We start from the raw sequence: 23646 nt of genomic DNA, 5'->3' as shown, positions 1-23646 counted from the left end.
CGTGGCCCGCGTGTGCGTCGTGGCCCGCGTGTGCGTCGTGGCCCGCGTGTGCGTCGTGGCCCGCGTGTGCGTCGGAGTCGCTCGAATCGCTGGGATCAGCCATGGGGTCGCACACGTGCACAGGCACGGACTGCCCGTCGCAGTGGAACCCGCAGTCACGAATCCATCCAGACAACTCCGCCACGTCGGTGCGATCGGAGTCGAAAGTGACGGACGCGGTCTGGGCAACAATGTTAGCCTCGATCGACAGTACGCCGGGCCTACGACGCAGTGTATTTTCCACCACTGCGGCGGACGTAGCCCAGTGCATCCCACCAATCTGCAGGACAGTGCTCTTGGTCATCATGGTTAACCTTTCCTTCGTGGGTGTCGTACCGGTCTTCGAAATGTCGAGGCCTGTCGAGGCGCTCTCCGCAGGCTACTCGCCGGGGCTCGGCGGTTACTGTGCGGGCTCAAGCGTGGTGCATCATGGCCTGGGCGCGGGCAGAAACTCCTGACGCATCCCCAGGGCCGCATCGGTCATGGCAATCGAGGTCGGACCGTCGGTGACGCTGCCGACCAAAGCCCGGATGGCGTCGATGGTCTCCGGCACGACGATGGCCTCGTTGTAGACCTGGTATGTCAGGTAGGCCTCATCGCCTTCGACGCTGAGGACGTCCTCCCAGAGCGCCACTTCCCACATGTCACCGCGGGGTCGACCAAGATCACGCATGAGTTCGACGGTGGTGTTCAACGCGACCAGGCCATCGGCCATCCGGATGAACGCGATGCGCGGCGCGGCCCGCAGTGCGTCAAGAACCTCTTCGCGTCTCGCTACTCGGGTCAACTGCAGTGTCCAGAAGTGGTTGTGAGTCTGGGTGTGCGCGGCCTTGGCGGCCATCGTCACCACATCGAGGTCGGGTAGCACGGTGCGGGCATCCGGGCCCTGGTGCGAAGGGATCGACGGCTCGGGCATGACGGTGTTCATCAGGCCGCCGAGGTGAGACTCCCCTGGATCCGTGGCGCGGCGGATGAGGACGCCGCGGCCGCGAGCCAGGAGTTCGGCGTCACGCAGCGCCCCGAGGACGCGCACGATGCTCGTGGTGTTGCAGGAGACGACCCGCGTGGTGTCCCGGCCGAGCGCGGTCGCGTAGTTCGCCTGCGCGACGAAGGAGTGACCGGTGGTGGCGTGCGACTCCCCTCCCTGGAACACGGCCTTGATCCCGGCGGCTCGGTAGGCATCGAAGTTGAGGGCCGCGACCTTCTTTGGCGTCGTGTCCACCACTGCATCGACCTGTCCGAGCAGTTCGTGCAGGCTCCCGGCTACGTCCACACCGGCGGCGCGCATCGTCCCTGCGGCCTGCTCGGTGGCCGCGAAGACCGGAATGTCGCGCCCCACCGCGGTACGAATTCGCCAGTCCGATGCGACGTCGGCGACACCGACGAGTTCCATATCCGGCATCGCGCGGACGGCATCGGCAACACGCTTGCCGATTACTCCATAGCCATTAACAGCAACACGCGTAGTACTCACTTGACATCGTCTCCATTCGTTGTTCGGGTGCGCCGCGTCGGCGCACAAGTACTGCGGGGAGGGAATCCCCGGTCGACGGCCCGCTCGGGGCCATGAGCTCTCTCAGCTGCGAACGAGCCGTGCGATGGCATCCGATGCTTCCTTGAGCTTGACTTCCTGTTCGACACCACCGACACGCGCGGCCTCGACGAGGCAGTGGCTCATGTGGTCATCAAGCAGCACCAGGGCCACGCTCTGCAGCGCGCGGGAGGTCGCCGAAACCTGGGTCAGAACGTCGATGCAGTACTTGTCATCGTCCACCATCCGCGCGATTCCACGGACCTGACCCTCGATGCGGTTCAGGCGCTTCAACAGATCCGCCTTCCCGCCATTAGTTGTCGCCATCTCAATCTTCCTTGCTGTCGGTCCGCGTCGCCGCGGTGCTGCTTGCCTGCCCTGGGCGAATGGCCTGGGCAGGGTCGGGGTCATGCCGGGGCGTACCGGGACGGGTCGACGTCGAAGGTCTCCACGCAGTGCGCGGAGCAGAAGTAGTAGGTGACGCCGTCGTTATCCCGGCTCACCGCCGTCGTCGAGGGGTCGACCGTCATTCCGCAGACCGGGTCGGTGGCCGTGCTGTGCTCAGACCTGTGCTCAGAGGTTCGGCGCTGGTGTGCCATGACGTGCTCCTTGGATCGCATCGGACCTCAACCACCGGGCATGTGCCGCTGGTGAGATGTTATCGCAATACCCCGGGTGGGTATCCACTACCCAGTGGACAGCACTGTGATGTGGGTCCGACCGAGGTCCGCTGAAGATTTGATCAACACTCAAAGAGAGTTCACCGTCACGGCGCGCAGGGACGGGGCTGTACCGTCGTCTCGCCTCAGAATCCAAGGTCTGCGCCGACTCACTGACGCGCGAAGGCCAACCCGGCCGACCGCACACTGACGAGCACCTCGCTGTCCGGCCGCCACTGCTGGTCGCCCAGCACGCGTGCCTGCAGAGGCTGCTCGCAGGCTGGCAGGTCCATCGTGACCACCGCGTCGTGCCCAAAGTAGGCGACGTCGCGCACCATGGCGACGACGCCCTCGCCGCCTGAGCCCACCGTGCGGAGCGACAACTGCTCGGGCCTCAACACCAAGTCCACGGTGTCTCCGCGGTTCGCGAGGTGCCCGTCAGCGAGCACGGCAGGCACCGTACCCAGGGGGCCGACCACCGTGCCGTCGTTCCACGTTCCGGGCAGCACGAGCGCCCCACCGATGAATTGCGCGAGCCACCGGGACGCGGGCTTGGCGTAGATCTCGGCGGGAGTGCCGACTTGCACGAGCCGGCCCTCGTCCACCACGGCCACCTGATCCGCCATGGACAGCGCCTCATCCTGGTCGTGAGTCACCAGCACCGCCGTGGTGTGCGCGCGACGCAGCACCTGCCGCACCTGGCCGCGCACCTCGGCGCGCAGCGCGGCGTCAAGCGCAGAGAACGGCTCGTCCAGGAGCACCACATCCGGCTCTGTCGCCAGCGCTCTCGCCAGCGCCACGCGGTGGCGCTGACCGCCGGACAACTCGCCCGGCATCCGGGTCGCGAACGCTCCCATTCCCACCATGTCCAGCAGGTCGAGCGCCCTCGTGGCACGGCGTTGCGCGCGGGGCAGGCCGAATCCCACGTTGGCGAGCACATCCAGGTGAGGGAACAGCGCGGCGTCCTGGGGCACCAGTCCGATGCGTCGTCGCTCTGGGGCCACGTGCACGCGAGGGCCGGAGAGCACCCTGCCGCCAACGACGACGGCGCCTTCGACAGGGCGATTCAGCCCGGCGATGACGCGCAACAGTGTGGACTTGCCCGAACCGGAAGGCCCGAGCACCGCTGTGAGACTGCCGTGCGGCACGGTGAAGCTGACCCCTCGCAACACGGGCGCAGAGTCGTAGCCCGCCACAATCTTGCGGATCTGCAGTTCGCTCACAACGTCTCCTCAGGATGGCGCTTGCCGCCGGCGACTTCGCGCGTGAGCAACAGTGCCGGTACCGCGGCCACTGCAATGAGCACCAGCGCATACGGTGCGGCCGCAGCATACGCAGTGCCGGAGGTCAGCCGCCACAGCGATGTGGCAAGAGTCTCGGTGCCCGTCGGTCTCAACAGCAGCGTCGCAGGCAGTTCCTTCATGGCCGTCAGCGCCACCAGCAGCACACCGGCGCCGATGCCGGGCCACGCGATGCGCGCCGTCACGCGTGCCCACACCCGCGCTGGGGTCAACCCCATGGTGCGGGCCACATCCTCCAGGCCCGGCTCCACTTGCACGATGCTCGAACGCACGGCGCCGACCGCCTTGGGCAGGAACAGCACGCCATACGCAAAGGCGAGCATCCAGATCGACTGGTACAGCATCGGCGCCACATTGAGCGAGAAGAACACGAGCGACAGCCCCACGACGATGCCGGGGAGGGCGAGTCCCAGATAGCTGGCGGACTCGGTTGCGGTCGCGAGGCGCGAGCGGAAGCGGGCCGCCAGAATGCCGATCGGGAGGGCGAGGGCGAGCGCCACGAACGCGCCAGCCGCTGCAAGTCCCACGGTGGACAACGTGTCCGCCAGCAGGTCCCCCGGCTGAACGGTGGTGGACGTGTCGGTTCTGAGCAACAGGTACCTGGCCAGCGCGCCAAGGGGCACTCCTAGAGAGAGCAGCGCCATGACCACGAGCCCACCTTGGGCGAGCCAACGCCACCGACCGAGCGCCACGGGGATGGGCTTGCTGCGGGCCGCCACAGTGGACCCCACGCGCGCCTGCGCGCCCCGCATCCGCCGCTCGGCCGCGACCAGAGCGATGCCCATCGCAGCCAGGACCACGGACATCACGGCCGCCAGAGTGCGATCAAACAGGCTCTCGTACGCCACTTGAATGGCCCAGGTGAAGGCCTGGTAGCGCATCAGCGCGACGGACCCGAAGTCGCTCAACACATACAGCGCCACGAGCAACACCCCGGCCAGAGCGGCGGGGCGAATCTGGGGCCAGGTGGCCTCCATGAAGGCCCGCGACCTGCCCCGGCCAAGCGTGCGTGCCACATCCTCGCTTGCCGAGTCGGCGAGGCGAAGTGCGGCGATAGTCGGCAGCGTGACGAGCGGAACGTTGCACAACGTGAGCACCAGGAAAGCGCCCCAGAAGCCACGGACGTCCGTGGTGGCGATCCACCCGAATGCCGCCACATACGAGGGCACCGCGAGCGCGAGGGAGGACACGACGAGCCACGCGCGACGCCCCGGAAGGTCGGTACGGGTGAGCAGCCATGCGATCGCGACGCCCAGCACCAGGCACGCCGCTGCGACCGCAAGCACCAGGCCCACCGTGTTGACCATGAGCGTCGCAATACGCGCATTCCACAAGGCGTCAACAATCTGGGGGCCGTCTGCCTGGGCCACCCGCACCACGAGGTAGATGAGGGGGATGGCCGCCAGCATGGCGGCCACCACGGCGGAGACCGGCAGGACCAGACGCATGCTCGGCGCGCGCCAACGACGACGAGGGGCCAGAGTCGCCTCAGAGCCCCCCGCCGCCGCGACGCGTGCGGGCTGCATATGTCTCCTTACAGGAGGCCGACTTCCACCAGTGCTTCCGTAGTATCGCCCAGGGAGTCGAGGTCGGACAGGTCCAACTCCGGGTTGGTCAGCGACTCGAGGGCGGGCAGGCCCTCGGGCGCCGACACGCTGCCGATCAGCGGGTACTCGTACGTGTTGTCCACGAAGTATTGCTGAGCGGACTCGGAGACCAAGTACTCGACGAACGCCAGCGCGTCGGCGTCATCCGCCGCGCCTTGGAGCAGTCCGGCGCCGGTGACGTTCACAATGCCGCCAGCGTCTCCTGACTCGGGAAACGCCAACTGGGCGCGCATGTTGTCGGCGCCAATCTCGGCGGCCATGCGGTACCAGTAGTAGTGGTTGATCAAACCCAACTTGATCTCGCCTGCGTTGGCGGCCTCGAGAATGGGCGTGTTCTTCGCGTAGATCTGCACTTCGTTGGCCTTCATGTTCTCGAGCCACTCCCTGGCTGAGTCCTCACCCTCGAGCACCCGAAGCGCTGTCACGAAGGATTGGAACGACGCATTGCTGGGGGCGATGCCGACGTCCCCGGACCACTGGTCGTCCGTGAGGGCCGCGACGGTCGTGGGTACGTCGTCGGCGCTCAGTTGTTCGCTGTCGTAGACGATCACGCGGGCGCGACCGGTCACACCCACCCACGAGCCGTCCGTCGACGTGAATCCCGCCGGGACCTTCTCAGTGATGCTCTCTGGCAGCGTCGCAAACATGTCCGCCTTCCCGACGGCTCCGAGCGCGCCCGCGTCCTGAGACAGAAACACATCGGCCGGAGTGGCGTCGCCCTCTTCGAGCAGCAGTGCGGCCAGTTCGGTGCTCCCCGCGTAGCGGACGTCGACGCCGATTCCGGTCTCGGACTCAAACTGCTCGATGAGCGGATCGATCAGCTCCTGATCGCGGCCCGCGTACAGCGTGAAGGTGCCGTCGGCCACAGCGGACTCTGACGGCGTGGCAACCGACGTCGCAGCGGTGTCGTCGTCGGCCGTGGAGCACGCGCTGAGGGTGAGCACGGCAAGGGCGGCAGTCGCAACGGCGGCTGGGCGCAGGGCAGTCATCTGGAGCCTTTCTGAAGGGGTTTGTGACGAAGTAAGGCAACCCTAATATGCAATTACGCAACAAGTCAATTGCGTAATTCAGCGGTGTGCACGGCGCCGCGTCTTCGCGGCACACATCGACCCGACGTCAGCAGTGATCGCGGCGGTGTCTTGCCACAGCGTCGTCCAGCAACGCCGCGACGATGCGCTCGTCGGCGGGAAGCCACGCCACGCCGTCCTTCCACGACCCTGGCTCAAGCCAGCGCACCGCGTCGTGATCCTCGAGCGGCTCCGGCTGGGCGGAGCCTGGCGCAAGTTCACACCAGAACAGCCGCATCACGAACCGCAACGGCGAAGGCTCCACACCTGACGCGGGAATCGCACCCGGCGCGCGGATCTCCCACACCGCGTCTCCCGTCGCGGCCGAGACGTCTGGCCCGTGAAGTTCGTCGCCGAGCACGATGTCCACGCCGAGCTCCTCGCGCAGCTCGCGTCTCAGTCCCTGCTCGACCGTCTCGCCTTCCTCGACCTTGCCGCCAGCGAACTCCCAGAGGCCGCGCGCCCATTCAGGCGAGGTGCGTCGCGCAGCAAGCAGGAGGCGGGGCGAATCGAAAGAGTCGGTCAGGGCGCCCGCGACGATCAACAACTCGCCGGGTGCTCCTGGCACGGGATGGTGTTCAAGGGACGCGCGGGGAACCGGCGCGTCCGCGCTCACGCGATGTGGTCCGAGTAGGCGTCCGCATCGAGTAGCTCGATCTCCTCCGACACCTCGACCTTGAAGATCCAGCCGGACTCGTAGGGCTCATCGTTGATCGCGTCTGGTGACGCGCTGAGCGCCTCGTTGACAGCCGTGACGGTGCCGCTCACCGGCGAGTACAACTCGCTGACGGCCTTGGACGACTCGAGCTCGCCACACACCTCGCCCGCAGTCACCTCGTCACCCACGGAAGGCAACTCTGCGAAAACGACGTCACCAAGGGCCTTCGCGGCGTGCTCCGTGATACCGACGGTCACGACGGAGCCGGGCTCAACGTCGCCGGACACCCACTCGTGTTCGGCGGAGTACAGCAAGTCTGCGGGAACCGAGGACATGACTTCAGCCTTTCGTCAAGGGAATGCGGGCGACGCCTCGCTACGACGCCCGTGAGTAGAACGGTAGCGCGCTCACGGTCATGCTTTCGCGTCGACCGCGCACATCAATCTCCACCACGGTATTCACCGCCGACGCCGACGGATGCACCAGCGCCATCGCGATCGGTGCCGACAGCGTGGGAGAGGGCGCTCCAGAGGTGACGACGCCCACCTCGGCCTCGCCTACCATCACGGCGTAGCCGGGCCTCGCGGCCCGCCGTGCGTCGCCCACAAGTCCCACCAGCACCCTCGCATTGTCGGGAGCCGACGCCGGATCAGCGGCCCACGCGTCGTGCCGTTCCTTGGCAGCGGCCAGGGCCTCTCGCCCTACGAAGTCCCCACGCTCGACGCGCTCGTCGGTGAAGCCGACGGCGCCGTCGAGGCCAGGTCGCAGCAGCTCCTTCGCCGGGCCGGTCTGCGCTACCCAGCCGAGACCCGCGTCGTACGGCGTGGTGGATAGCGACAGTTCCTGGCCGTACAGCGGCATGCCCGCCTCCAGCCGCAACGTGTCCCGCGCGGAGAGCCCGCATGGGATGAGCCCGTGAGGCGAACCGGTGGCGAGCGCAAGGCGCCACACCTCAGCCGCCTCGTCTGGCACCACGAACAACTCGAAACCGTCCTCACCCGTGTAGCCGGTGCGGGCCACCATCGCGTGGATGTCACCATGCAGCAGCACGGTGCACCACGTGTAGTTCTTGAGCGCGCGCACATCCTCTGCGCCCAGCGCGCACATCTGCGTCACGACATCCACGGCGCGCGGGCCTTGAATTGCCTGCAAGGACACGTGCGACGTGATGTCGGTGATCGCGGCATCGAAGGGCTCGCACCGGCTTCTCAACTCGGAGATGACCGCCTCCACATTCGCCGCATTGGCGACGATGATGAAGTGATCCCAGTCGCGGCGGTACACGATGAGGTCGTCGATGATGCCACCGTCGGATGTGCACAGCATCGTGTACTTCGCACGGCCGATTGCCAAGCGGGCCATCCCGGAGACCACGGCGAAGTCAAGAGCCGCCGCAGCGTCGGCGCCGCGCACCGCAATCTCACCCATGTGGCTGATGTCGAACAGGCCAGCGGCCGCGCGGACCGCCTGGTGCTCTGCCACGTCACCCACGTACCGGACCGGCATCTCCCAGCCAGCAAACTCGATCATGGTCGCGCCGAGTGCAACGTGCTCGTGGTGGAGCGGGGAGCGTCTCATAGCGTCAGCGTAGACGGCGCAACGGGGCGCCGGGGTGCCATGGTGCCTAGTCCTCGAATTCTTCCGGGGGCGGGCAGGTGCACACGAGGTTGCGGTCACCGTAGGCGTTGTCGATGCGCCTCACGGGGGGAAAGTACTTGTCGCGACGCAAGCCCTGTACGGGGAATGCCGCGGACTCGCGCGAGTAGGCCGCAGTCCAGTCGTCGGCCGCGAGCGCCTCCGCCGTGTGGGGCGCGTGGCGCAGTACGGAGTCTTCCGCGGAGACCTCGCCGCTTGCCACGGCGTCGATCTCGCCGCGAATGGCGATCATGGCGTCGACAAAGCGGTTCAGTTCGTCGAGGTCCTCCGACTCGGTCGGTTCGACCATGAGCGTCCCTGCGACGGGCCAGGACATCGTGGGTGCGTGGATTCCGTAGTCGATGAGTCGCTTGGCGACGTCTTCTGCCGTGATGCCAGTCGCCTTAGTGAGCTCGCGCAGGTCAAGGATGCACTCGTGTGCCACCAGGCCGCCTGGTCCGCGATACAAGACGGGGAAGTACTCATGGAGGCGCACCGCAACGTAGTTGGCGGCCAGCACCGCCATCTGCGTCGACTGCCGCAAACCGTCTGCGCCCAGCATGGCGATATACGCCCACGCGATGGGCAGCACGCCTGCCGAGCCGTAAGGGGCGGCACTCACCGCCGCGCCCGCGCGCCGCAGGTCCTTGGGGCGCTGAATCGACTGTCGCACCGACGGCAGGAACTCTACGAGGTGGTCCGCAACCGCCACGGGACCCACGCCGGGGCCACCGCCGCCGTGCGGGATCGCGAAGGTCTTGTGAAGGTTGAGGTGAGAGACGTCGCCGCCAAAATGACCGGGCTTGGCGAGGCCCACCAGGGCGTTGAGGTTGGCGCCGTCGATGTAGACCTGGCCGCCAGCATCGTGCACCGCCGCGCAGACGTCCTTGACGTGCGGCTCGTAGACACCGTGCGTCGAGGGATACGTGATCATGATGGCCGCGATCTTAGGGCCGTGGGCCGAGAGCTTGGCGGTGAGGTCGGCCATGTCGATCTCGCCGTCAGCGGCCGTCTTCACGACCACCACGCGCAGGCCGACCAGCACGGCCGATGCCGCGTTGGTGCCGTGGGCGGAGTCGGGGATCAGACAGATGTCGCGCTCCGCTTCGCCGCGGCTCACGTGATAGTTGCGGATGGCAAGGAGGCCGGCGTATTCGCCGCGTGAACCGGCGTTGGGCTGCACGGAAACCGCCGCGTAGCCGGTGATCTCCGCAAGCCAGTCCTCCAGCTGCTCAATCATGAGGCGGTACCCAGCCGTCTGCTCGGCGGGGGCAAAGGGGTGGATGTTCGCGAAGCCGGGCCACAGGATCGGCTCCAACTCTGCGGCCGCGTTGAGCTTCATCGTGCACGAGCCGAGCGGAATCATGGTGCGGTCAAGAGCCAGGTCGCGATCCGACAGCCTGCGCATGTAACGCGTCAGCGCGGCCTCCGAGCGGTGCGAGTTGAACACCGGGTGCGCGAGGTAGTCGGAAGTGCGACGCATCCCACGGGGGATGGCGACGCGCGGCGCAGTGTAGACGGGGTGTCGCTTGGTGGCGATCACGGCCTCGACCAGCTTGTCGAGCGTCGGCAGGTCGGTCTTTTCATCGCACGCGATTGCGACCCTGTCGTCATCCACCTTGCGGATGTTGATGCCTGCAGCCGCGGCACGAGCGACCACCGAATCCGCGCCACGAGGCACGCTTACGGTGATGGTGTCGAAGAACGCCTCGTGCATCGGCTGGAAGCCCACCGCCGTGAGGGCGTCGTACAGAGTCACGGCGCGCGAGTGCACCTCCATGGCGATATCCCGCAGCCCGTCAGGGCCGTGATACACCGCGTACATCGAGGCGACGACCGCCAGCAGCGCTTGCGCCGTGCAGATGTTCGAGGTGGCCTTGTCTCGCCTGATGTGCTGCTCTCGGGCCTGCAGCGTCAACCGGTAGGCGGGGTTTCCCGCCGCGTCGACGGACACGCCCACGAGACGTCCTGGCAACTGTCGTTCCAGGCCTTCGCGCACGGCGATGAAGGCCGCGTGCGGCCCCCCGTAGAACAGCGGCACCCCGAAGCGCTGGGCGGAGCCCACCGCAATGTCGGCACCGATCTCACCGGGAGGCGTCACGATGCTGAGCGACAGGATGTCGCAAGCAACCGTGACGAGGGCGCCGGACTCGTGAGCGGCCGCGATCAAAGGGCCGAGGTCGCGCAGCACTCCCGACATGCCGGGGTTCTGGATGACGACGCCGGTCACATCGGCGGCAGGCTGCCACTCTTCGCTGATGGTCTCCACCCTGGCGTCAATGCCAAGGGCCTCCGCCTGGGCCAAGGCAACGTCAAGCGTCTGGGGGAAGCACTCCGCGTCGAGCACCACCGCACCAGTGCGCCCCGCAACGCGCTGCATCAGCAACACTGCCTCGCCGACGGCCGTCGCTTCGTCGAGCAACGAGGCGTTGGCAATGGGCAACGCCGTGAGATCCGCCACCATCGTCTGGAAGTTAAGCATCGCCTCAAGGCGTCCCTGAGAGATCTCCGCCTGGTAAGGCGTGTACGCGGAGTACCACGCAGGGTTGGAGAGGATGCCTCTGCGAATCACCGCGGGGGTGATGGTGTCGTAGTAACCCTGCCCAATCATCTGGACTGCCTGCACGTTGGCTCGTGCAAAGCCCTCCAACGTTGCGAGCGCCTCGCCTTCCGTCAACTCGGGCGGCAGCACCAGCACATCGTCTTGGCGGATCGACTCCGGCACTGCCTCGTCAATGAGCGAGTCGAGGGAGGCGTAGCCGACCGCGTCAAGCATGCGGTGGACAGACTCGTCCTCAGGTCCAATGTGGCGATCGGCAAAGGTGGTCACAGGGCCCATTCTGTCTTACTGAAGGACGCGACGATAGGTCACCGCCCGCGCGGCGCTGATCGAGGCCCCTGGATGGGCCTCGCTGACGAGATGACGAAGGCGCCCATTCCCACAAGGAAGGGCGCCGTCGTCACCAATATCAGGAATTGTCGATCGTCTCCGCGCCGGCTGCATCGGACTTGATGCGGTCGATGGCGTTAACGGCCGAGGCCTTCGCCTTGTACCCCTCACTTGAGGCAAGGACGTTGCCGTTCGAGGCCTTGACGCGAAAGCGGAACTCGCCCGCCTTGTCCTTGTAGATTTCGAAGTGCACTCCAGTACTCCTTTGCATCCGGTGTGGTGCCTAGCAACAGCCATCCTAGGAGGTTCTTTGGCCGAGTGACCAGGGGTTTGTCATTTCTCGGCTCACGTACTCACCGGCCATTCGGAAGGGTCGCCAGGCCAACACGCAGGGAGACTAGCGACCGAAGCCGTAGAACCCTGTGAACCACCCGGAGTGCCCCCAGTTCCACCCCCCATTGGGGTAGTAGGGGGTGAAGCCGTTGCCATTCCCGTACCAGTGGCCACTCCCATGGCCGTACCAGTGACCCTTGCCGTGGCCGTACCAGTGGCCGTAACCGTGGCCGTTGCCGTTGCCGGGCTTCGCCTTCTTCTCGACCATGACATCGAAGGTGACTACCGTGCCCGTCGTGTCACCCGTGATCGTGAGGGTGACGTCGCCCTTGACCGACTTGGGGACCTCGAACGCCACAGAGGCGGTGCCATGCTCGTCGAGCACGTCGGTCGGCAACTCGTTGACCACGTCAAACGTGCCCACCGTCTTCTTGCCGAGTGCCACCGTCACCGTCTCGTCAACCACGTCAGTGGGCCCGGTCATCATGAGCGAGCTGAGGTCAAACGCGACCTCGTCGCCTTGCGTGAACGTGAGGTCGTCTAGCCCAGTGACGCCGACGGCGTGTTGGCTGTAGTCGACGGGGAGCACGCCGTTTGCCTCGAGGTAGTCCACTTGCGCCGTGAGGTCAACGCGACCAGAGTCCGCACGGTTCGTCCCCTCGGTCAGCGTGGTGAAGTTATCCCCACCAGCCGCCAAGAACGAATTGACGACCACCTTGACCACGTCGTCGTCCGCGATGAGGTCGCCGTCGAGCCGCATCTCAAGAATGCGGCTGCCAGCCTCTGCGTTCGGATCGTAGGTGTAGACGAGTCCCGTCGACGTGCCGAGTCGCAGGAACGGCCTCGAAGAACCCTCCGGCTGCCATTGCTCCTCGAGCACTTGCGCCAACTGCGCGCCTGTCAGGTCCATCGTTACCAACGTGTTGGCAAAGGGTTGGACGGAGGCGGCTTGGGCGAACGTGATGTCAGACGGATACAGCGCCGGATCCCCGCCGCCAGCACCGAGCATGTCCGCTCGCAGCCCGCCGGGATTCATGAGCGCGATCTGTGCTCCCGACTCCTGGGTGGCCCACAATTGAATGTTCGCCACGGCATTGCCGAGCGTGGACTCGCCACCGCGCGACGAACCGGGGTCACCGGTGGCCGTGCGCGCCCTGTACAGCGGCGCCTCGACCTGACCCAACACCACGGAACCGAGCACGTCGGCCTCGGCCACGGCGTCGTCGACGATGGCCTGTACCTCCGCGTCGGCAGGGAAGGCCTCGAAGAGGTCAATCACGCTGGTCTCGAGCCCCGTGACGTTGCCGTCGGCATCGACGGTGAAAAGCAACTGGTTGAGGGCCATGCCGTACTGGCCTGCGGAGACCACGGGCCGTTCGGTGACCGCCCGGCCCTCTGCGGCCCACTCCGCCACTGGCACGCGGTGGTCGTACGCCAGGTGGGTGTGGCCGGAGATGACAGCGTCGATGTCTGGCGACAGGTTGGTGATCATCTCGCCAAAGTCATTCGACGGGTCCACGGCGTCGGCGTATGCCGTGGTGGGAGCGCCTTCGTGAACCAGCAAGACGATGAGGTCGGCGCCAGCAGAGGTGAGCGCGTCGGCCGAGCGATTGGCCGCGATGTACTCCGTCTCGAAGGCGAGGTTTGCCACGCCGTCTGGGGAAACGAGGGACGGCGTCTCGTCTGTCACTGCGCCGATGAAGCCCACCTCGACGTCTCCGTAACTCACAGTCCACGTCTCTGGCAGCGCCGGGTCGCCAGTATCCACGTAGCGGACGTTCGCTCCCAAGTACTGCCAGGTCGCGCCGCCGTAGGGGTTGGTGACCGGGTCATAGGGCGCCATGACGCGCTCCGTCAGGTCCGCGAATCCCTTGTCGAACTCGTGGTTCCCGACGGCAGAGACGTCGAGACCCATGGCATTCAGGGCGTCGATGGTCGGCTTGTCTTGGGCGACGAAGCTCTCGAAGGTCGAGGCTCCGATGAGGTCGCCAGCCGCCGCGAACACGGTCTGCGGATACTCGGCCTCGAGTTCGTCGACGGCTCCTGCGAGGACAGCAGCACCCGCATTGCCGGAGAAGGAGTCGGGCAGGATTCGCCCGTGGAAGTCGTTGATGCCCAGAATCTGTACGGTGGTGGGTTCCGGGTCGACGACGACGGCGCGCGCTGGCGCGGCCATCCAACTCAGTGCCACGGCCACCGCCGCGACTATGACGAGTGCTCGACGTTGAGCGGTCACGAGTGAGGTCACGAGAGTACCCTTTCATCCTGTTTGCGGCGGTCTGACCGTTCCGCGTGGAATGTTCGTATTGCCGACGTTATCCCTCTTGGTGCGTTTATGCGACAGGAAGCCCTGGGGGGAGCATCACCCTGACCGAGACGTCGTGACGAGGACACCAGCACAAGGTCCTCGACACGGACGCTGCCCTCCCACTAGCGTGCGAGCATGGAAACCTTGGTGGCGACGGTCTTGGGCGCCATCGCTGGATGTGGCGCGGCCAAGGTTCACCGATTCGTGGACGGCGGGTGGTGGCTCAACCTGTTGGCCGGAGCGCTCGGCGGCTATTGGGGGAAGGCTCTGTGGGCCGATGCTCTAGCCTCGTCGCTCGCTGACAGCACGCTCGCTGGCGCCGCCGTTGGCGGCGCGCTGGGCGGGATCGCGCTTTCCCTCTGCGCTGCGCTGGCGCGCCGACTCCTCGGTCGCTAGTTCGAGCGCGCCAGCAAGGGCCAACACTCGACTACCCTGGTGTCCGTCGAAAGGCTGCCGTGAAACTCATCGTACAAATCCCCTGTCTCAACGAAGAAGAGACTCTTCCCCTCGTCTTGAGCACCATTCCGCGCGCCATCGAAGGCATCGACGAGATCGAGATCCTGGTGATCAACGACGGCTCCAGCGACCGCACCGTCGAGGTCGCCAGGGAGCACGGCGTTCACCACATCATCTCCCATACCGGCCGCATGGGGCTCGCCCGCTCCTTCCGCGACGGCATTGAATTTGCCCTCGCACACGGTGCCGACATCGTGGTCAATACAGACGGCGACAACCAATACCCGCAAGAACGCATCGGCGACCTGGTCGAACCGGTCGTGGCTGGCCGTGCCGACATCGTCATCGGCGACCGACAGACACACACGATCGCCCACTTCTCGCCCTTCAAGAAGGCGATGCAGCGGTTCGGGTCCTGGGTCGTGAACCGGGCCGCTGGCACCGAGCTTCCCGATGCGGCTTCAGGCTTCAGGGCCTATTCGCGGCGAGCGCTCTACCGCCTCAACATCGTCACCAAGTTCAGTTACTGCATGGAGACGATCATCCAGGCGGGCAACAAGCAGCTCGCCATTGAGTCGGTGCAGATCGATACGAACCCCAAGACGCGCGAGTCGCGCCTGTTCTCCAACATGTTCGAGCACATGGTCAAGTCCGGCCAGGCCATCCTGCGTTCCTACATCATGTTCAAGCCCTGGACCGTCTTCGCGGTGCTGGCTGTCGTGTTCGGCGTGCTAGGCGCGATTCCGTTCGTTCGTTACGCGATCCTGGTCGCAATCGGGGACAACGGCAACCACTTCCAGTCGCTCATTCTTGGCACGCTGCTCTTGATCGGAGCGCTGCTGTCCGTGGCACTTGGAGTGCTCTCTGACCTCCAGAAGACCAACCGCATTCTCATTGAGGAGCAGTTGGAACGCACTCGGGAGATGCAATACGGGCCATTGTTGTGAGCGCGGAGCATCCCGCCGTCATGGGCTGGGGAACGTACAACGTCGATCGTCACCCGCGCGTCGGCATCCTTTTCGACGGACTGGAAGCTCACGGGTTCTCGGTCAGACACGTGACCGAGCCAAGCGCGCAGTCGACGTCCGACAGGGTCGAACTCGTCCGGAAGCCGTGGCGAATCGTTGGCCTGGCCCTGAGCCTGCTCGGCACGTGGGCACGGCTCGCCAGACGAGGTCGCGCCATCCGCAAGGCCGAACGGCCCGACTGCATTGTGGTGGGGTACCTAGGGCACGCCGACGTGATCGCGGCCCGACTGGCGTTTCCGCGCTCCGTGATCGTGCTCGACCACCTCGTGTTCGCGCTCGACACGGCACGTGACCGAGGCATCGGGTCTGGACCGATACGTCTCGCGCTCCGCGCGCTTGATCGACTCGCCCTCGCGTGCGCCTCCATCATTGTCGTCGATACCGAAGAGCACGCACGGATGGTGCCTCGACGGCGACAGCGAGACACCGTGGTGGCCGCTGTTGGTGCTCCCAGGCAGTGGTACGACGCAGCCGCGACACGGACGCCCCGCGCGGATGGCGGCCCGTTGTCGGTGGTGTTCTTCGCGCTCTTCACGCCCCTCCAAGGAGCCCCGGTGATCGCGGCAGCGCTAGCGGAACTTCACCGCCGCGGAGTGCCAATCTCGGCGACCTTTGAGGGCACTGGTCAAGACGCGGAAGAGGCTCGTCGCGCACTCGGCGAGGCACCGATCGAATGGAATGAGCGGCTCGGTTTCAGCGGGCTCCCCGAGGTCGTTGCGTCGCACGACGTGTGTCTCGGCATCTTCGGGACCAGCGAGAAGGCGCTCAACGTCGCACCTAACAAACTGTTTCAAGGCGCCGCTGCCGGTTGCTGCATCGTCACGTCCGACACTGAGCCGCAACGTCGCGCTCTTGGCGACGCTGGGGTCTACGTGCCAGCGGGCGACCCGCTCGCTCTCGCCGACGCACTTGAACGCCTTGCTCGCGATCCAGAAGCTGTCCGCGACGCATCCACGGCCGCACATCGTCGGGCGCTCGATGCATTCAGCCCCACAGTAGTCGCGGCCGATCTCGCGGCTGCGATCATCGCACGGGCCAAGCCATGAAGCGGCTGCTCGCTGTCGCGCAGAGCCCCTGGCTCCGGATCACGTTCGGCGTGGCCGCAATAGGCCTCGCTGTCTGGGCGATCGCATCCGATTGGGAAAGGGTCAGCGCCGCCTACCTCGCCATGCCGACAAGTTCGTCCGTAATCGCCCTGGGGCTCTCGTTCGCCTACGTCCTCGCGAGCCTGCAGTCGTGGCGACTCGTAGCCCGAGACCTCGGGATGTTCTTCGGGATCCGCGATAGCGGCATGGTCTTTCTCGTTGGACAAATGGGAAAGTACATTCCTGGCGGCGTCTGGAACATCGTTGCTGGTGCCGAGCTTGCGCGCGATCGTGGTGCGACCCGCTCGCGCGCGTTTGCCGCGTTGGCGCTCTCGATGCTCATCAGCATCGCCACCGGTGTCATCCTGGCGTCGATCGCGCTCTTGTTTGTCCCGGGCGATACGCCGTCGTGGGTCCGTGCTTTCGCCATTGGCTTGCCCGTCGCAGCGGTCGCGCTCGTTCCTCGATTCCTCACCAAGCTCCTTGACTTCGCGTTTCGCGTCACCCGCCGCACGCCCCTCGATGCGCCGGTGACGGGCCGGCGGATCGCAGGCGCGGCGGCATGGTCGGGTCTGTCATGGACGTTCGCCGGACTACAACTGTGGATCCTGTCGGTCGGCCTCGGGATGGAGGCGACACCGTCGACGGTCCTGCTCGCGGTCGGCGGATTCGCTGCGGCGTGGCTCGTGGGCCTTGCCGTCGTGTTCGTGCCCGCGGGGCTCGGGGCGCGCGAGGCGGTGTTGTTCCCCCTGCTCGCCGCCCATCTCGCCAGGCCAGACATCATCGTCGTGATTGTTCTGTCGCGCGTGCTCTTCACCGTGGCAGATGTCGTTCTCGGCGCTATACCCCTGATCGACAACCGCGTGAATAGAGGGCGTCGAATTCGGAAACCCTCGTCTCCCGCGGCCTGAGCCGCAACGACTACAGTTCCAGTTCGAGGCGTGGGCAGCCCCGCCGAGCGCGAGATACGCAGATCATCATCGTCTTCGATTCGGCCTGAGCCTGGAAGTTCAGGATCGAGTCGCGGTGCTCCACTTCGCCACTGACGATGCGGGTCTCGCAAGAGCCGCACGTGCCTTCGAGGCAATCGCCTGGCACCACCAAGCCTTCAAAGTCGGCCGCCACCAAGATGCTCTCGTCTTCAGGGACCACAAACTCGACGTCTGACTTGGTCGCGTAGACGACGAACTCCTCATTGGCGACAATGCCTGAAGCTGGCTTCGGCTCGAATCGTTCAAGACGGAGGTTCGTGAGACGTCCGGCAGCCTGCATCGACTCCTCGACTGCGCCCATGAGTCGCTCGGGTCCACAACAATAGGTGAGGGTCTCGGCTGTCACGTCGGCGAGCGCCCCGGCAACGTCGTAGCGACTGCCCTCTGCACTGATGAAGGCCTGGACCTTCGAGCCGAACTCCTCGATGAGTTCATCGAGGTAGGCCATCGACTGCCTGCTGCGTCCAAGATAGGCGAGCGACCAGTCGGCGCCGATTGCTTCCGCCCGACGGCACATCTCGATCAGGGGCGTCACGCCGATTCCACCCGCGATGAAGCGGTAGGACGGCGCTGGCTCGAGCGCGAAGTGGTTGCGCGGGCCTGACACGTCGATCGTTGCGCCCTCCTGCAACGACTCGCTGATGAGAGCGGAGCCTCCACGCCCAGCAGGGTCGACCAGGACGGCAACGCGCCAGGTGTCGCCGTGATCGGCGAGCCCCACCAGCGAGTACTGGCGGATCATGTCTGCGCCGAGCCTCAAGTCAATGTGGTCGCCGGGCTCTAGCGCGGGAAGACTGCCGCCTGCAGGGTCGGCCAACTCGAGTTCGATCACGGAGTCGGCCAACTCTCGACGCGACGCGACCGTCAGCGTGCGTACCGGCTCGGCTTCATTCAACGTGTGGGCTTCCCTTTCCAGTATTGAGGTGGCGCTAGAACGTGCGCATCCAGGATGACTCGGAGGCAATCTCCACGAAGGCGTCAATCTGGCGGTTAGTGACCTGGACCGGGTCCTCGCCATCGGCCACTGCTTGGTACCAATCTACGGTCCAGTCCAAACTGGACGGGAAGCCGATGTGGTTGTGCCAAGCCAACTCTGACCCGGCACGGGACGAGTCGAGGGTCAGCAGATGTGCTTCGTGAAGGTGCTCGCCGGCTCCGTCGTCGATCCACGAGGCGCCGCGTCCCCAGCGCGTGGCCGAAGCATCTGCGATCTCACGTACCGTCTGAAAACTCTCCGGATCGGGTCCGAAATTCCAGTTCCCCTCGGCACGGCCTTCGAGCATGGCGGCCGCGAGTGAGAGATATCCGGCGATGCAGTCGAGGACGTGCTGCCACGGGCGCACTGCGTCCGGATAGCGAATCGCGACAGGTTCACCGGTCGAGAATCCCTTGATCAGATCGACAAGCAGACGGTCCTTGCTGACGTCGCCGCCGCCAATCACGTTTCCTGCTCTTGCCGTGGTGACCGGGGAAGACGGAAAACTCGTCCGCCACGAGTGCGTGAGGATGTCCGCCATTGCCTTCGACGAGCTGTACGGGTCGTCGCCGCCGAGGGCGTCATCCTCTCGATAGCCTTCAGCTCGCCCGACGTTGCGGTAAACCTTGTCGGTGGTGACGATCACCGAGCCCTTCACTTGCGGTGTTGCGCTGATGGCCTCGAGGACGTTCAACGTTCCCATCACGTTGGTCTCGAACGTCTCGCGCGGCTGGAGGTACGACTGTCGCACGAGCGGCTGAGCCGCCATGTGGATCACCAGGTCGGGTCCAATCTCAACCACGGCGCGCTGCAGGGCGTCGGCATCGCGAATGTCCAGCCGCACGTCGTTCTCCACGAGTGCCGAGACGCCGGCCTTCTCAAAGAGCGAGCCCTCGAGTGGGTCAAGAGCGATGCCGCTCACCTGATGACCGCGTCGCGCCAACAGCGTTGACATCCACGCGCCCTTGAAGCCGGTGTGGCCAGTGATCAGAATTCTCATCGCGTTAGGCCTTCGACTCCATGAACTCCTTGATCGAGTCGGCGACGTAGTCGAGCATCGGCTCAGTCAAGCCAGGGAACGTGCCCACCCAGAACGCGCGGTTCATGACGATGTCGGTGTTCTTCAGATCGCCCACCACCCGGAAGTCGATATCCCGATAGGCCGGTTGCTTGGTGAGGTTGCCCGCAAAGATCAGCCTGGTACCGATCTTGCGCTCCTCGAGGAAGCGCAAGAGGTCCTCTCGGTTGGCACCGTGAGAAGGGTCCAGGGTGATCGGGAAGCCGAACCACGACGGGTCGGAGTTCGGAGTCGCCACCGGAAGGATCAGGCCCTCCACGCCCGTGAGCTTGGAGGTCAAGTACCGGAAGTTCGACTTGCGCGCATCGACGAAGCGATCAATCTTGTCCAACTGGGATACACCAAGCGCCGCCTGCATGTCAGTGGCCTTGAGGTTGTAGCCGATGTGGCTGTACGTGTACTTGTGGTCATAGCCAAACGGCAGGTCACCCAATTGCCACCCGAAACGCTTGCCGCACGTGTTGTCTTGGCCCGTTTCGCAGTAGCAATCGCGCCCCCAGTCACGGAACGATTCGACCTGCTTGCGCACCAACGGAGACTTGACGAAGACCGCGCCGCCCTCACCCGTGGTGATGTGGTGTGCGGGATAGAAACTGACGGTCGCGATGTCTCCAAAACTTCCTGTGCGTTGTCCGTTGTAGGTGGAGCCCAGCGCGTCACACGAGTCCTCGATGACCCACAGCCGATGCTCCTTCGCGATGTCGAGAACAGTGTCCAGGTCGAAAGGATTGCCAAGAGTGTGCGCCATCATGATGGCCCGCGTCTTGGGGCCAACTGCCTCACGCAGGCGGTCGGCGATTGCGTCATACGTGCCGAGCTCGATGTCTACGACAACGGGCCTGAGGCCATTTTGGATGATCGGATTCACCGTGGTCGGGAAGCCCGCCGCAACAGTCAGGACCTCGTCCCCCGGTTTGAGGGCGCGGCGGCCAAGCTTCGGGCTGGTGAGCCCACTCAACGCGACGAGGTTGGCGCTCGAGCCGGAATTGACGAAGAGGGCGCTTCGCGCTCCGACGTACTCAGCCAACTTCTCTTCGAACTCGCGGTGAAAACGGCCCGCGGTGAACCATCCGTCAAGCGTCGCATCGACGACAGCGGCGTAATCGGCGGGGTCCAGCACTTTCCCAGAAACCGGAACGGTTGACTCTCCGGGAACAAACTCTCGGGAGGCAAGCTGCTCGCTTGCGAACTCGCGCACCTTCTCGAGGATCTCTTCGCGTGATGTGCTCAATGTGACTAGTCTCCCGGTGGTTGCGACATATCTGTCCGGGCAAGTTTAGCCCCCTATGCGAGAGCGTCTGCCTCCACGTAGGTGGACCGCTCAGCCCCAGATCTTCCAGGGCGCAGTGCCAGAGGCCCACATCTGGTTGAGCATCTGAGACTCACGGAAGGTGTCCATGGGTTGCCAGAAGCCATCGTGCTTGAACCCGGACAATTGACCAAGATTGGCGAGCGTGTGGAGCGGTTCTTGCTCGAGCACCGCGGCGTCGCCTTCGATGTAGTCGAAGATCTCCGGCTGGAAGATGAAGTAGCCAATATTCACCCAGTCATCAGTCTGTGGCTTCTCGCGGAACGTCGCCACAGAGCCGTCGTCCTGCATATCGATCACGCCGAAGCGGCTGTACGGGCGCGTGGTCGTCATCGTCGCGATCCGCCCGTGTTCCGCGTGGAAGTCGAGTAGAGCGGGCACGTTGACGTTGGCGAGCCCGTCCCCGTACGTACAGAAAAAAGGCTCGTCGCCAATGTACTTCTGAACCCGCTTGATCCGGCCCCCTGTCATCGTGTCCGCACCCGTGTAGGCGACGGTGACCCGCCAGTTCAGTTCCTCGTGCGATTCGTCGTGGTACTCGATCGTCGACTCGTCGCCGAGCGTGACAGTGAAATCGGTGTTGGCGGTGCGGTAATTGGCGAAGTAGTCAGCAATGAACTCGCTCTTGTAGCCGGTGCAAACGATGAAGTCGTTAATCCCCTGGGCACTGAGAATCTTCATGATGTGCCACAAGACGGGTTTGCCCCCCACCTCAACCATAGGTTTCGGGCGGAACTCGGTCTCTTCCCTCATCCTGGTACCGAGGCCACCGGCAAGCAACACTGCCTTCATGTTCGGGATCCCACCCAATCTATGTCGATATCGCAGATGCTTCGACTACCACATCACGGGTTCGCCTAGTCTAAACCTCAAGTCGCGGCGCCAGTCGCGGTGACCTGCCGGGCCCGACTCGACCGCTTGACCCCCATCGAGTACGAGACCATCATGAACACGACCCTGGCCCGCGCGGCCCACACCGGAACTGTCACCAGTTCCTGCATCAGCCCCAGGAGTACCAGTGCACGTCACGGCAGTTCCCTCCCTGCTACCCGCCTTCCGTGCAGCGGACGCGCGAGGCGTGTTCTCGAAGCCTTATAGCTACGACAAGGACAACGCCCCGTTCGCGATCCGCGAGCTCTTCTGGAGTTCGTCCGCCAAAGGGGTAGTCCGCGGCATGCATTGCCAACTTCCTCCTGCACAAGCGGCCAAGCTGATCTGGGTCTCGCACGGCACCATCGCCGATGTCGCGGTTGACCTGCGCCGCGGCACGACGTATGGCGCGGTCCACGAGTTCATCCTTTCCGCCGAAGAAGGCAGTGCGGTGCTCATACCGGTCGGATTCGCGCACGGGTTCCAGGCCCTCTCCGAAGGTGCCATCGTCAACTACGCTCAGGAACACGAGTACGCCCCCGCGACCGACACCGGAATCAACTGGCGAACAATCGACTACACGTGGCCACTCGAGGTGTCCGAGACCTCGCCGCGCGACGAGTCACTCCCTGCACTGGACGCATTCGACTCCCCATGGGTGAGTGGAACCCGATGAAGGCTCTGGTGACCGGGGCGACGGGATTCCTGGGCGGCCACCTCGTGCATCACCTTGTGAACACGGGTTGGAGCGTTGACGCCATCGTGCGGGATCCGCAGGCGCCTCGCGCGAGAGAGGTCGAGCGGATGGGCGCGCGTCTGCGGATTGCAGACAGCACGACCTCCACGAGTGATCAGGTTCTCGAAAGTCAAGCTGACGGCATCTTCCACCTGGCCACCCACTACCTCAAGACCCACACGGCTCAGGACCTCGAGCCTCTGAGTCGAGCCAACCTCGAGTTCGGCATTGCCGTGCTCGACGCCGCAGCCGCAAGCGGTACGCCTGTGGTCTCCACCTCTAGCTACTTTCAGTTCCGCGGAGGAGCCCCCCATCCCTCGTCTCTCTACGCGGCCACCAAACAGGCGTGGAGCACAATTGCCGAGTACTACGCCGACGCTCGTGGACTCCGATTGAACGAGGTCGTCATGTATGACACGTATGGCCCCGGCGATACTCGAGGCAAGCTCGTGCCCCTACTCACCAGCGCTGTACGGAGCGGGGAGACCGTCCGGCTAGGGAATCCCGATCAGCCCCTCAACCTCACTCATGCCTTCGACGTTGCTGCTGGGTTGGCACAGCTGATGACCACACCGGAGAACCCACGGGTGACCACCATGTGCGCCCGCGAGACGGTCACTACTGAGGAACTCGTGCACACATTTCAGGAACTCGCGCCGGGACGCCTGACCGTCGAGTTCAACAGAAGTGCCCCTGTCAATGATCTCGTGACTCATGCCGGGAACTGGCCGACGCCATCTGGATGGGCAGCGAACGTTCCTCTCAGAACGGGGATTGCCGGAATCCTTGCTGGCTCCGACGACCTCGCTTGAGCCGGTCCTGCCGGTGCTTGGCTCCTGGAGCGACCACGCCCGGCGGATTCGGCTGATCGAGACGAGGACGGCCTATCGCCCCAGGCGCTGGTACTTCATTTCCGTCTCAAGCTTCTTGGCGCGCCACCACGGCTCGTTGTCGCGGTACCAGGAGATCGTGGCTGCAAGGCCCGCCGCGAAGTCCTTGTACACCGGCTCCCAACCGAGTTCCTCGCGCAGTTTGGTCGAGTCGATCGCGTAGCGCATGTCGTGGCCGGGGCGGTCGCTCACGTGGTC

General features: G+C 65.1%; 23 protein-coding genes and 1 pseudogene. 6 read left to right on the top strand and 18 right to left on the bottom strand.

The window, feature by feature from the left end; translation table 11 throughout:
* The 13 genes from QZZ33_RS03195 to QZZ33_RS03135 all read right to left on the bottom strand — a co-directional run.
* A partial coding sequence (locus QZZ33_RS03195) for a heavy-metal-associated domain-containing protein (protein WP_291378135.1) occupies positions 1-346 on the bottom strand: 346 nt, incomplete at its 3' end.
* 120 nt (positions 347-466) lie between these two features.
* The gene (locus QZZ33_RS03190) at positions 467-1513 is read right to left on the bottom strand and encodes a type II glyceraldehyde-3-phosphate dehydrogenase (RefSeq protein WP_291378132.1); all 1047 of its coding nucleotides are present in this window, start codon (positions 1511-1513) and stop codon (positions 467-469) included.
* 102 nt (positions 1514-1615) lie between these two features.
* Complete coding sequence (locus tag QZZ33_RS03185; protein ID WP_291378130.1) at positions 1616-1897, bottom strand: metal-sensitive transcriptional regulator; 282 nt, start codon at positions 1895-1897, stop codon at positions 1616-1618.
* An 80-nt stretch (positions 1898-1977) separates the two neighbouring features.
* Positions 1978-2169: a YHS domain-containing protein gene (locus tag QZZ33_RS03180; protein ID WP_226095233.1), complete on the bottom strand. Its 192-nt coding sequence runs from the start codon at positions 2167-2169 to the stop codon at positions 1978-1980.
* A gap of 230 nt (positions 2170-2399) precedes the next feature.
* Entirely contained in the window at positions 2400-3452 is a 1053-nt protein-coding gene (locus tag QZZ33_RS03175; protein ID WP_291378129.1) for an ABC transporter ATP-binding protein, read from the bottom strand.
* Entirely contained in the window at positions 3449-5056 is a 1608-nt protein-coding gene (locus QZZ33_RS03170) for an iron ABC transporter permease (protein WP_291378128.1), read from the bottom strand. The genes QZZ33_RS03175 and QZZ33_RS03170 overlap by 4 nt, the downstream gene beginning before the upstream one ends.
* 8 nt (positions 5057-5064) lie before the next feature.
* Positions 5065-6126 (bottom strand): iron ABC transporter substrate-binding protein, encoded by a 1062-nt coding sequence (locus QZZ33_RS03165; protein ID WP_291378127.1) that lies wholly within the window; start codon positions 6124-6126, stop codon positions 5065-5067.
* Positions 6127-6253: 127 nt separating this feature from the next.
* Entirely contained in the window at positions 6254-6772 is a 519-nt protein-coding gene (locus tag QZZ33_RS03160; RefSeq protein WP_291378125.1) for an NUDIX domain-containing protein, read from the bottom strand.
* A gap of 44 nt (positions 6773-6816) precedes the next feature.
* On the bottom strand, positions 6817-7197 hold the full coding sequence (gene gcvH / locus QZZ33_RS03155; protein WP_291378124.1) for a glycine cleavage system protein GcvH: 381 nt from the start codon (positions 7195-7197) through the stop codon (positions 6817-6819).
* Between the two features lie 40 nt (positions 7198-7237).
* A complete protein-coding gene (gene gcvT / locus QZZ33_RS03150) occupies positions 7238-8440 on the bottom strand; it encodes a glycine cleavage system aminomethyltransferase GcvT (protein WP_291378111.1) in 1203 nt (400 codons plus the stop codon).
* A 46-nt stretch (positions 8441-8486) separates the two neighbouring features.
* The gene (gene gcvP / locus QZZ33_RS03145; RefSeq protein ID WP_291378108.1) at positions 8487-11336 is read right to left on the bottom strand and encodes an aminomethyl-transferring glycine dehydrogenase; all 2850 of its coding nucleotides are present in this window, start codon (positions 11334-11336) and stop codon (positions 8487-8489) included.
* 130 nt (positions 11337-11466) lie between these two features.
* Positions 11467-11640 (bottom strand): DUF1508 domain-containing protein, encoded by a 174-nt coding sequence (locus QZZ33_RS03140; protein ID WP_291378106.1) that lies wholly within the window; start codon positions 11638-11640, stop codon positions 11467-11469.
* A 144-nt stretch (positions 11641-11784) separates the two neighbouring features.
* Positions 11785-13968: a 5'-nucleotidase C-terminal domain-containing protein gene (locus QZZ33_RS03135; RefSeq protein ID WP_291378104.1), complete on the bottom strand. Its 2184-nt coding sequence runs from the start codon at positions 13966-13968 to the stop codon at positions 11785-11787.
* A 195-nt stretch (positions 13969-14163) separates the two neighbouring features.
* On the opposite strand from QZZ33_RS03135, the gene QZZ33_RS03130 reads away from it, so the two are divergent.
* The 4 genes from QZZ33_RS03130 to QZZ33_RS03115 are packed head-to-tail and all read left to right on the top strand — an operon-like array spanning position 14164 to position 17508.
* On the top strand, positions 14164-14424 hold the full coding sequence (locus QZZ33_RS03130) for a hypothetical protein (RefSeq protein ID WP_291378102.1): 261 nt from the start codon (positions 14164-14166) through the stop codon (positions 14422-14424).
* 59 nt (positions 14425-14483) lie between these two features.
* Positions 14484-15431 carry a glycosyltransferase family 2 protein gene (locus QZZ33_RS03125; RefSeq protein ID WP_291378100.1) on the top strand — a complete coding sequence of 316 codons (948 nt, stop codon included), beginning with the start codon at positions 14484-14486 and terminating at the stop codon, positions 15429-15431.
* On the top strand, positions 15428-16558 hold the full coding sequence (locus QZZ33_RS03120) for a glycosyltransferase (RefSeq protein ID WP_291378099.1): 1131 nt from the start codon (positions 15428-15430) through the stop codon (positions 16556-16558). Before QZZ33_RS03125 ends, QZZ33_RS03120 begins: the two co-directional genes overlap by 4 nt.
* Positions 16555-17508: a lysylphosphatidylglycerol synthase domain-containing protein gene (locus QZZ33_RS03115; protein WP_291378097.1), complete on the top strand. Its 954-nt coding sequence runs from the start codon at positions 16555-16557 to the stop codon at positions 17506-17508. The genes QZZ33_RS03120 and QZZ33_RS03115 overlap by 4 nt, the downstream gene beginning before the upstream one ends.
* 10 nt (positions 17509-17518) lie before the next feature.
* Here the strand turns inward: QZZ33_RS03115 and QZZ33_RS03110 are convergent, their stop codons facing one another.
* The 4 genes from QZZ33_RS03110 to rfbF form a co-directional block, all read right to left on the bottom strand.
* The gene (locus QZZ33_RS03110; protein ID WP_291378096.1) at positions 17519-18484 is read right to left on the bottom strand and encodes a PDR/VanB family oxidoreductase; all 966 of its coding nucleotides are present in this window, start codon (positions 18482-18484) and stop codon (positions 17519-17521) included.
* A 34-nt stretch (positions 18485-18518) separates the two neighbouring features.
* Positions 18519-19565: a CDP-glucose 4,6-dehydratase gene (gene rfbG, locus QZZ33_RS03105; protein ID WP_291378093.1), complete on the bottom strand. Its 1047-nt coding sequence runs from the start codon at positions 19563-19565 to the stop codon at positions 18519-18521.
* A gap of 4 nt (positions 19566-19569) precedes the next feature.
* Entirely contained in the window at positions 19570-20874 is a 1305-nt protein-coding gene (rfbH, locus tag QZZ33_RS03100; RefSeq protein ID WP_291378088.1) for a lipopolysaccharide biosynthesis protein RfbH, read from the bottom strand.
* Positions 20875-20964: 90 nt separating this feature from the next.
* Entirely contained in the window at positions 20965-21744 is a 780-nt protein-coding gene (gene rfbF / locus QZZ33_RS03095; RefSeq protein ID WP_291378085.1) for a glucose-1-phosphate cytidylyltransferase, read from the bottom strand.
* Between the two features lie 226 nt (positions 21745-21970).
* Between rfbF and rfbC the strand changes: the two genes are divergently transcribed.
* Together rfbC and QZZ33_RS03085 are read left to right on the top strand one after the other, a co-directional pair.
* On the top strand, positions 21971-22498 hold the full coding sequence (gene rfbC, locus QZZ33_RS03090; RefSeq protein WP_291378084.1) for a dTDP-4-dehydrorhamnose 3,5-epimerase: 528 nt from the start codon (positions 21971-21973) through the stop codon (positions 22496-22498).
* Positions 22477-23370: an NAD(P)-dependent oxidoreductase gene (locus QZZ33_RS03085; protein ID WP_291378083.1), complete on the top strand. Its 894-nt coding sequence runs from the start codon at positions 22477-22479 to the stop codon at positions 23368-23370. Before rfbC ends, QZZ33_RS03085 begins: the two co-directional genes overlap by 22 nt.
* Positions 23371-23442: 72 nt before the next feature.
* On the opposite strand, the pseudogene QZZ33_RS03080 reads toward QZZ33_RS03085, so the two are convergent.
* A pseudogene (locus tag QZZ33_RS03080) lies at positions 23443-23646 on the bottom strand (dTDP-glucose 4,6-dehydratase); the annotation flags it as partial.

The sequence above is a fragment of the Demequina sp. genome, assembly GCF_016278775.1.
In the GTDB taxonomy this organism is placed as follows: Bacteria; Actinomycetota; Actinomycetes; order Actinomycetales; family Demequinaceae; genus Demequina.
Note: the sequence above shows the minus strand (reverse complement) of the source record. Positions and strands in the feature narration are given on the sequence as shown.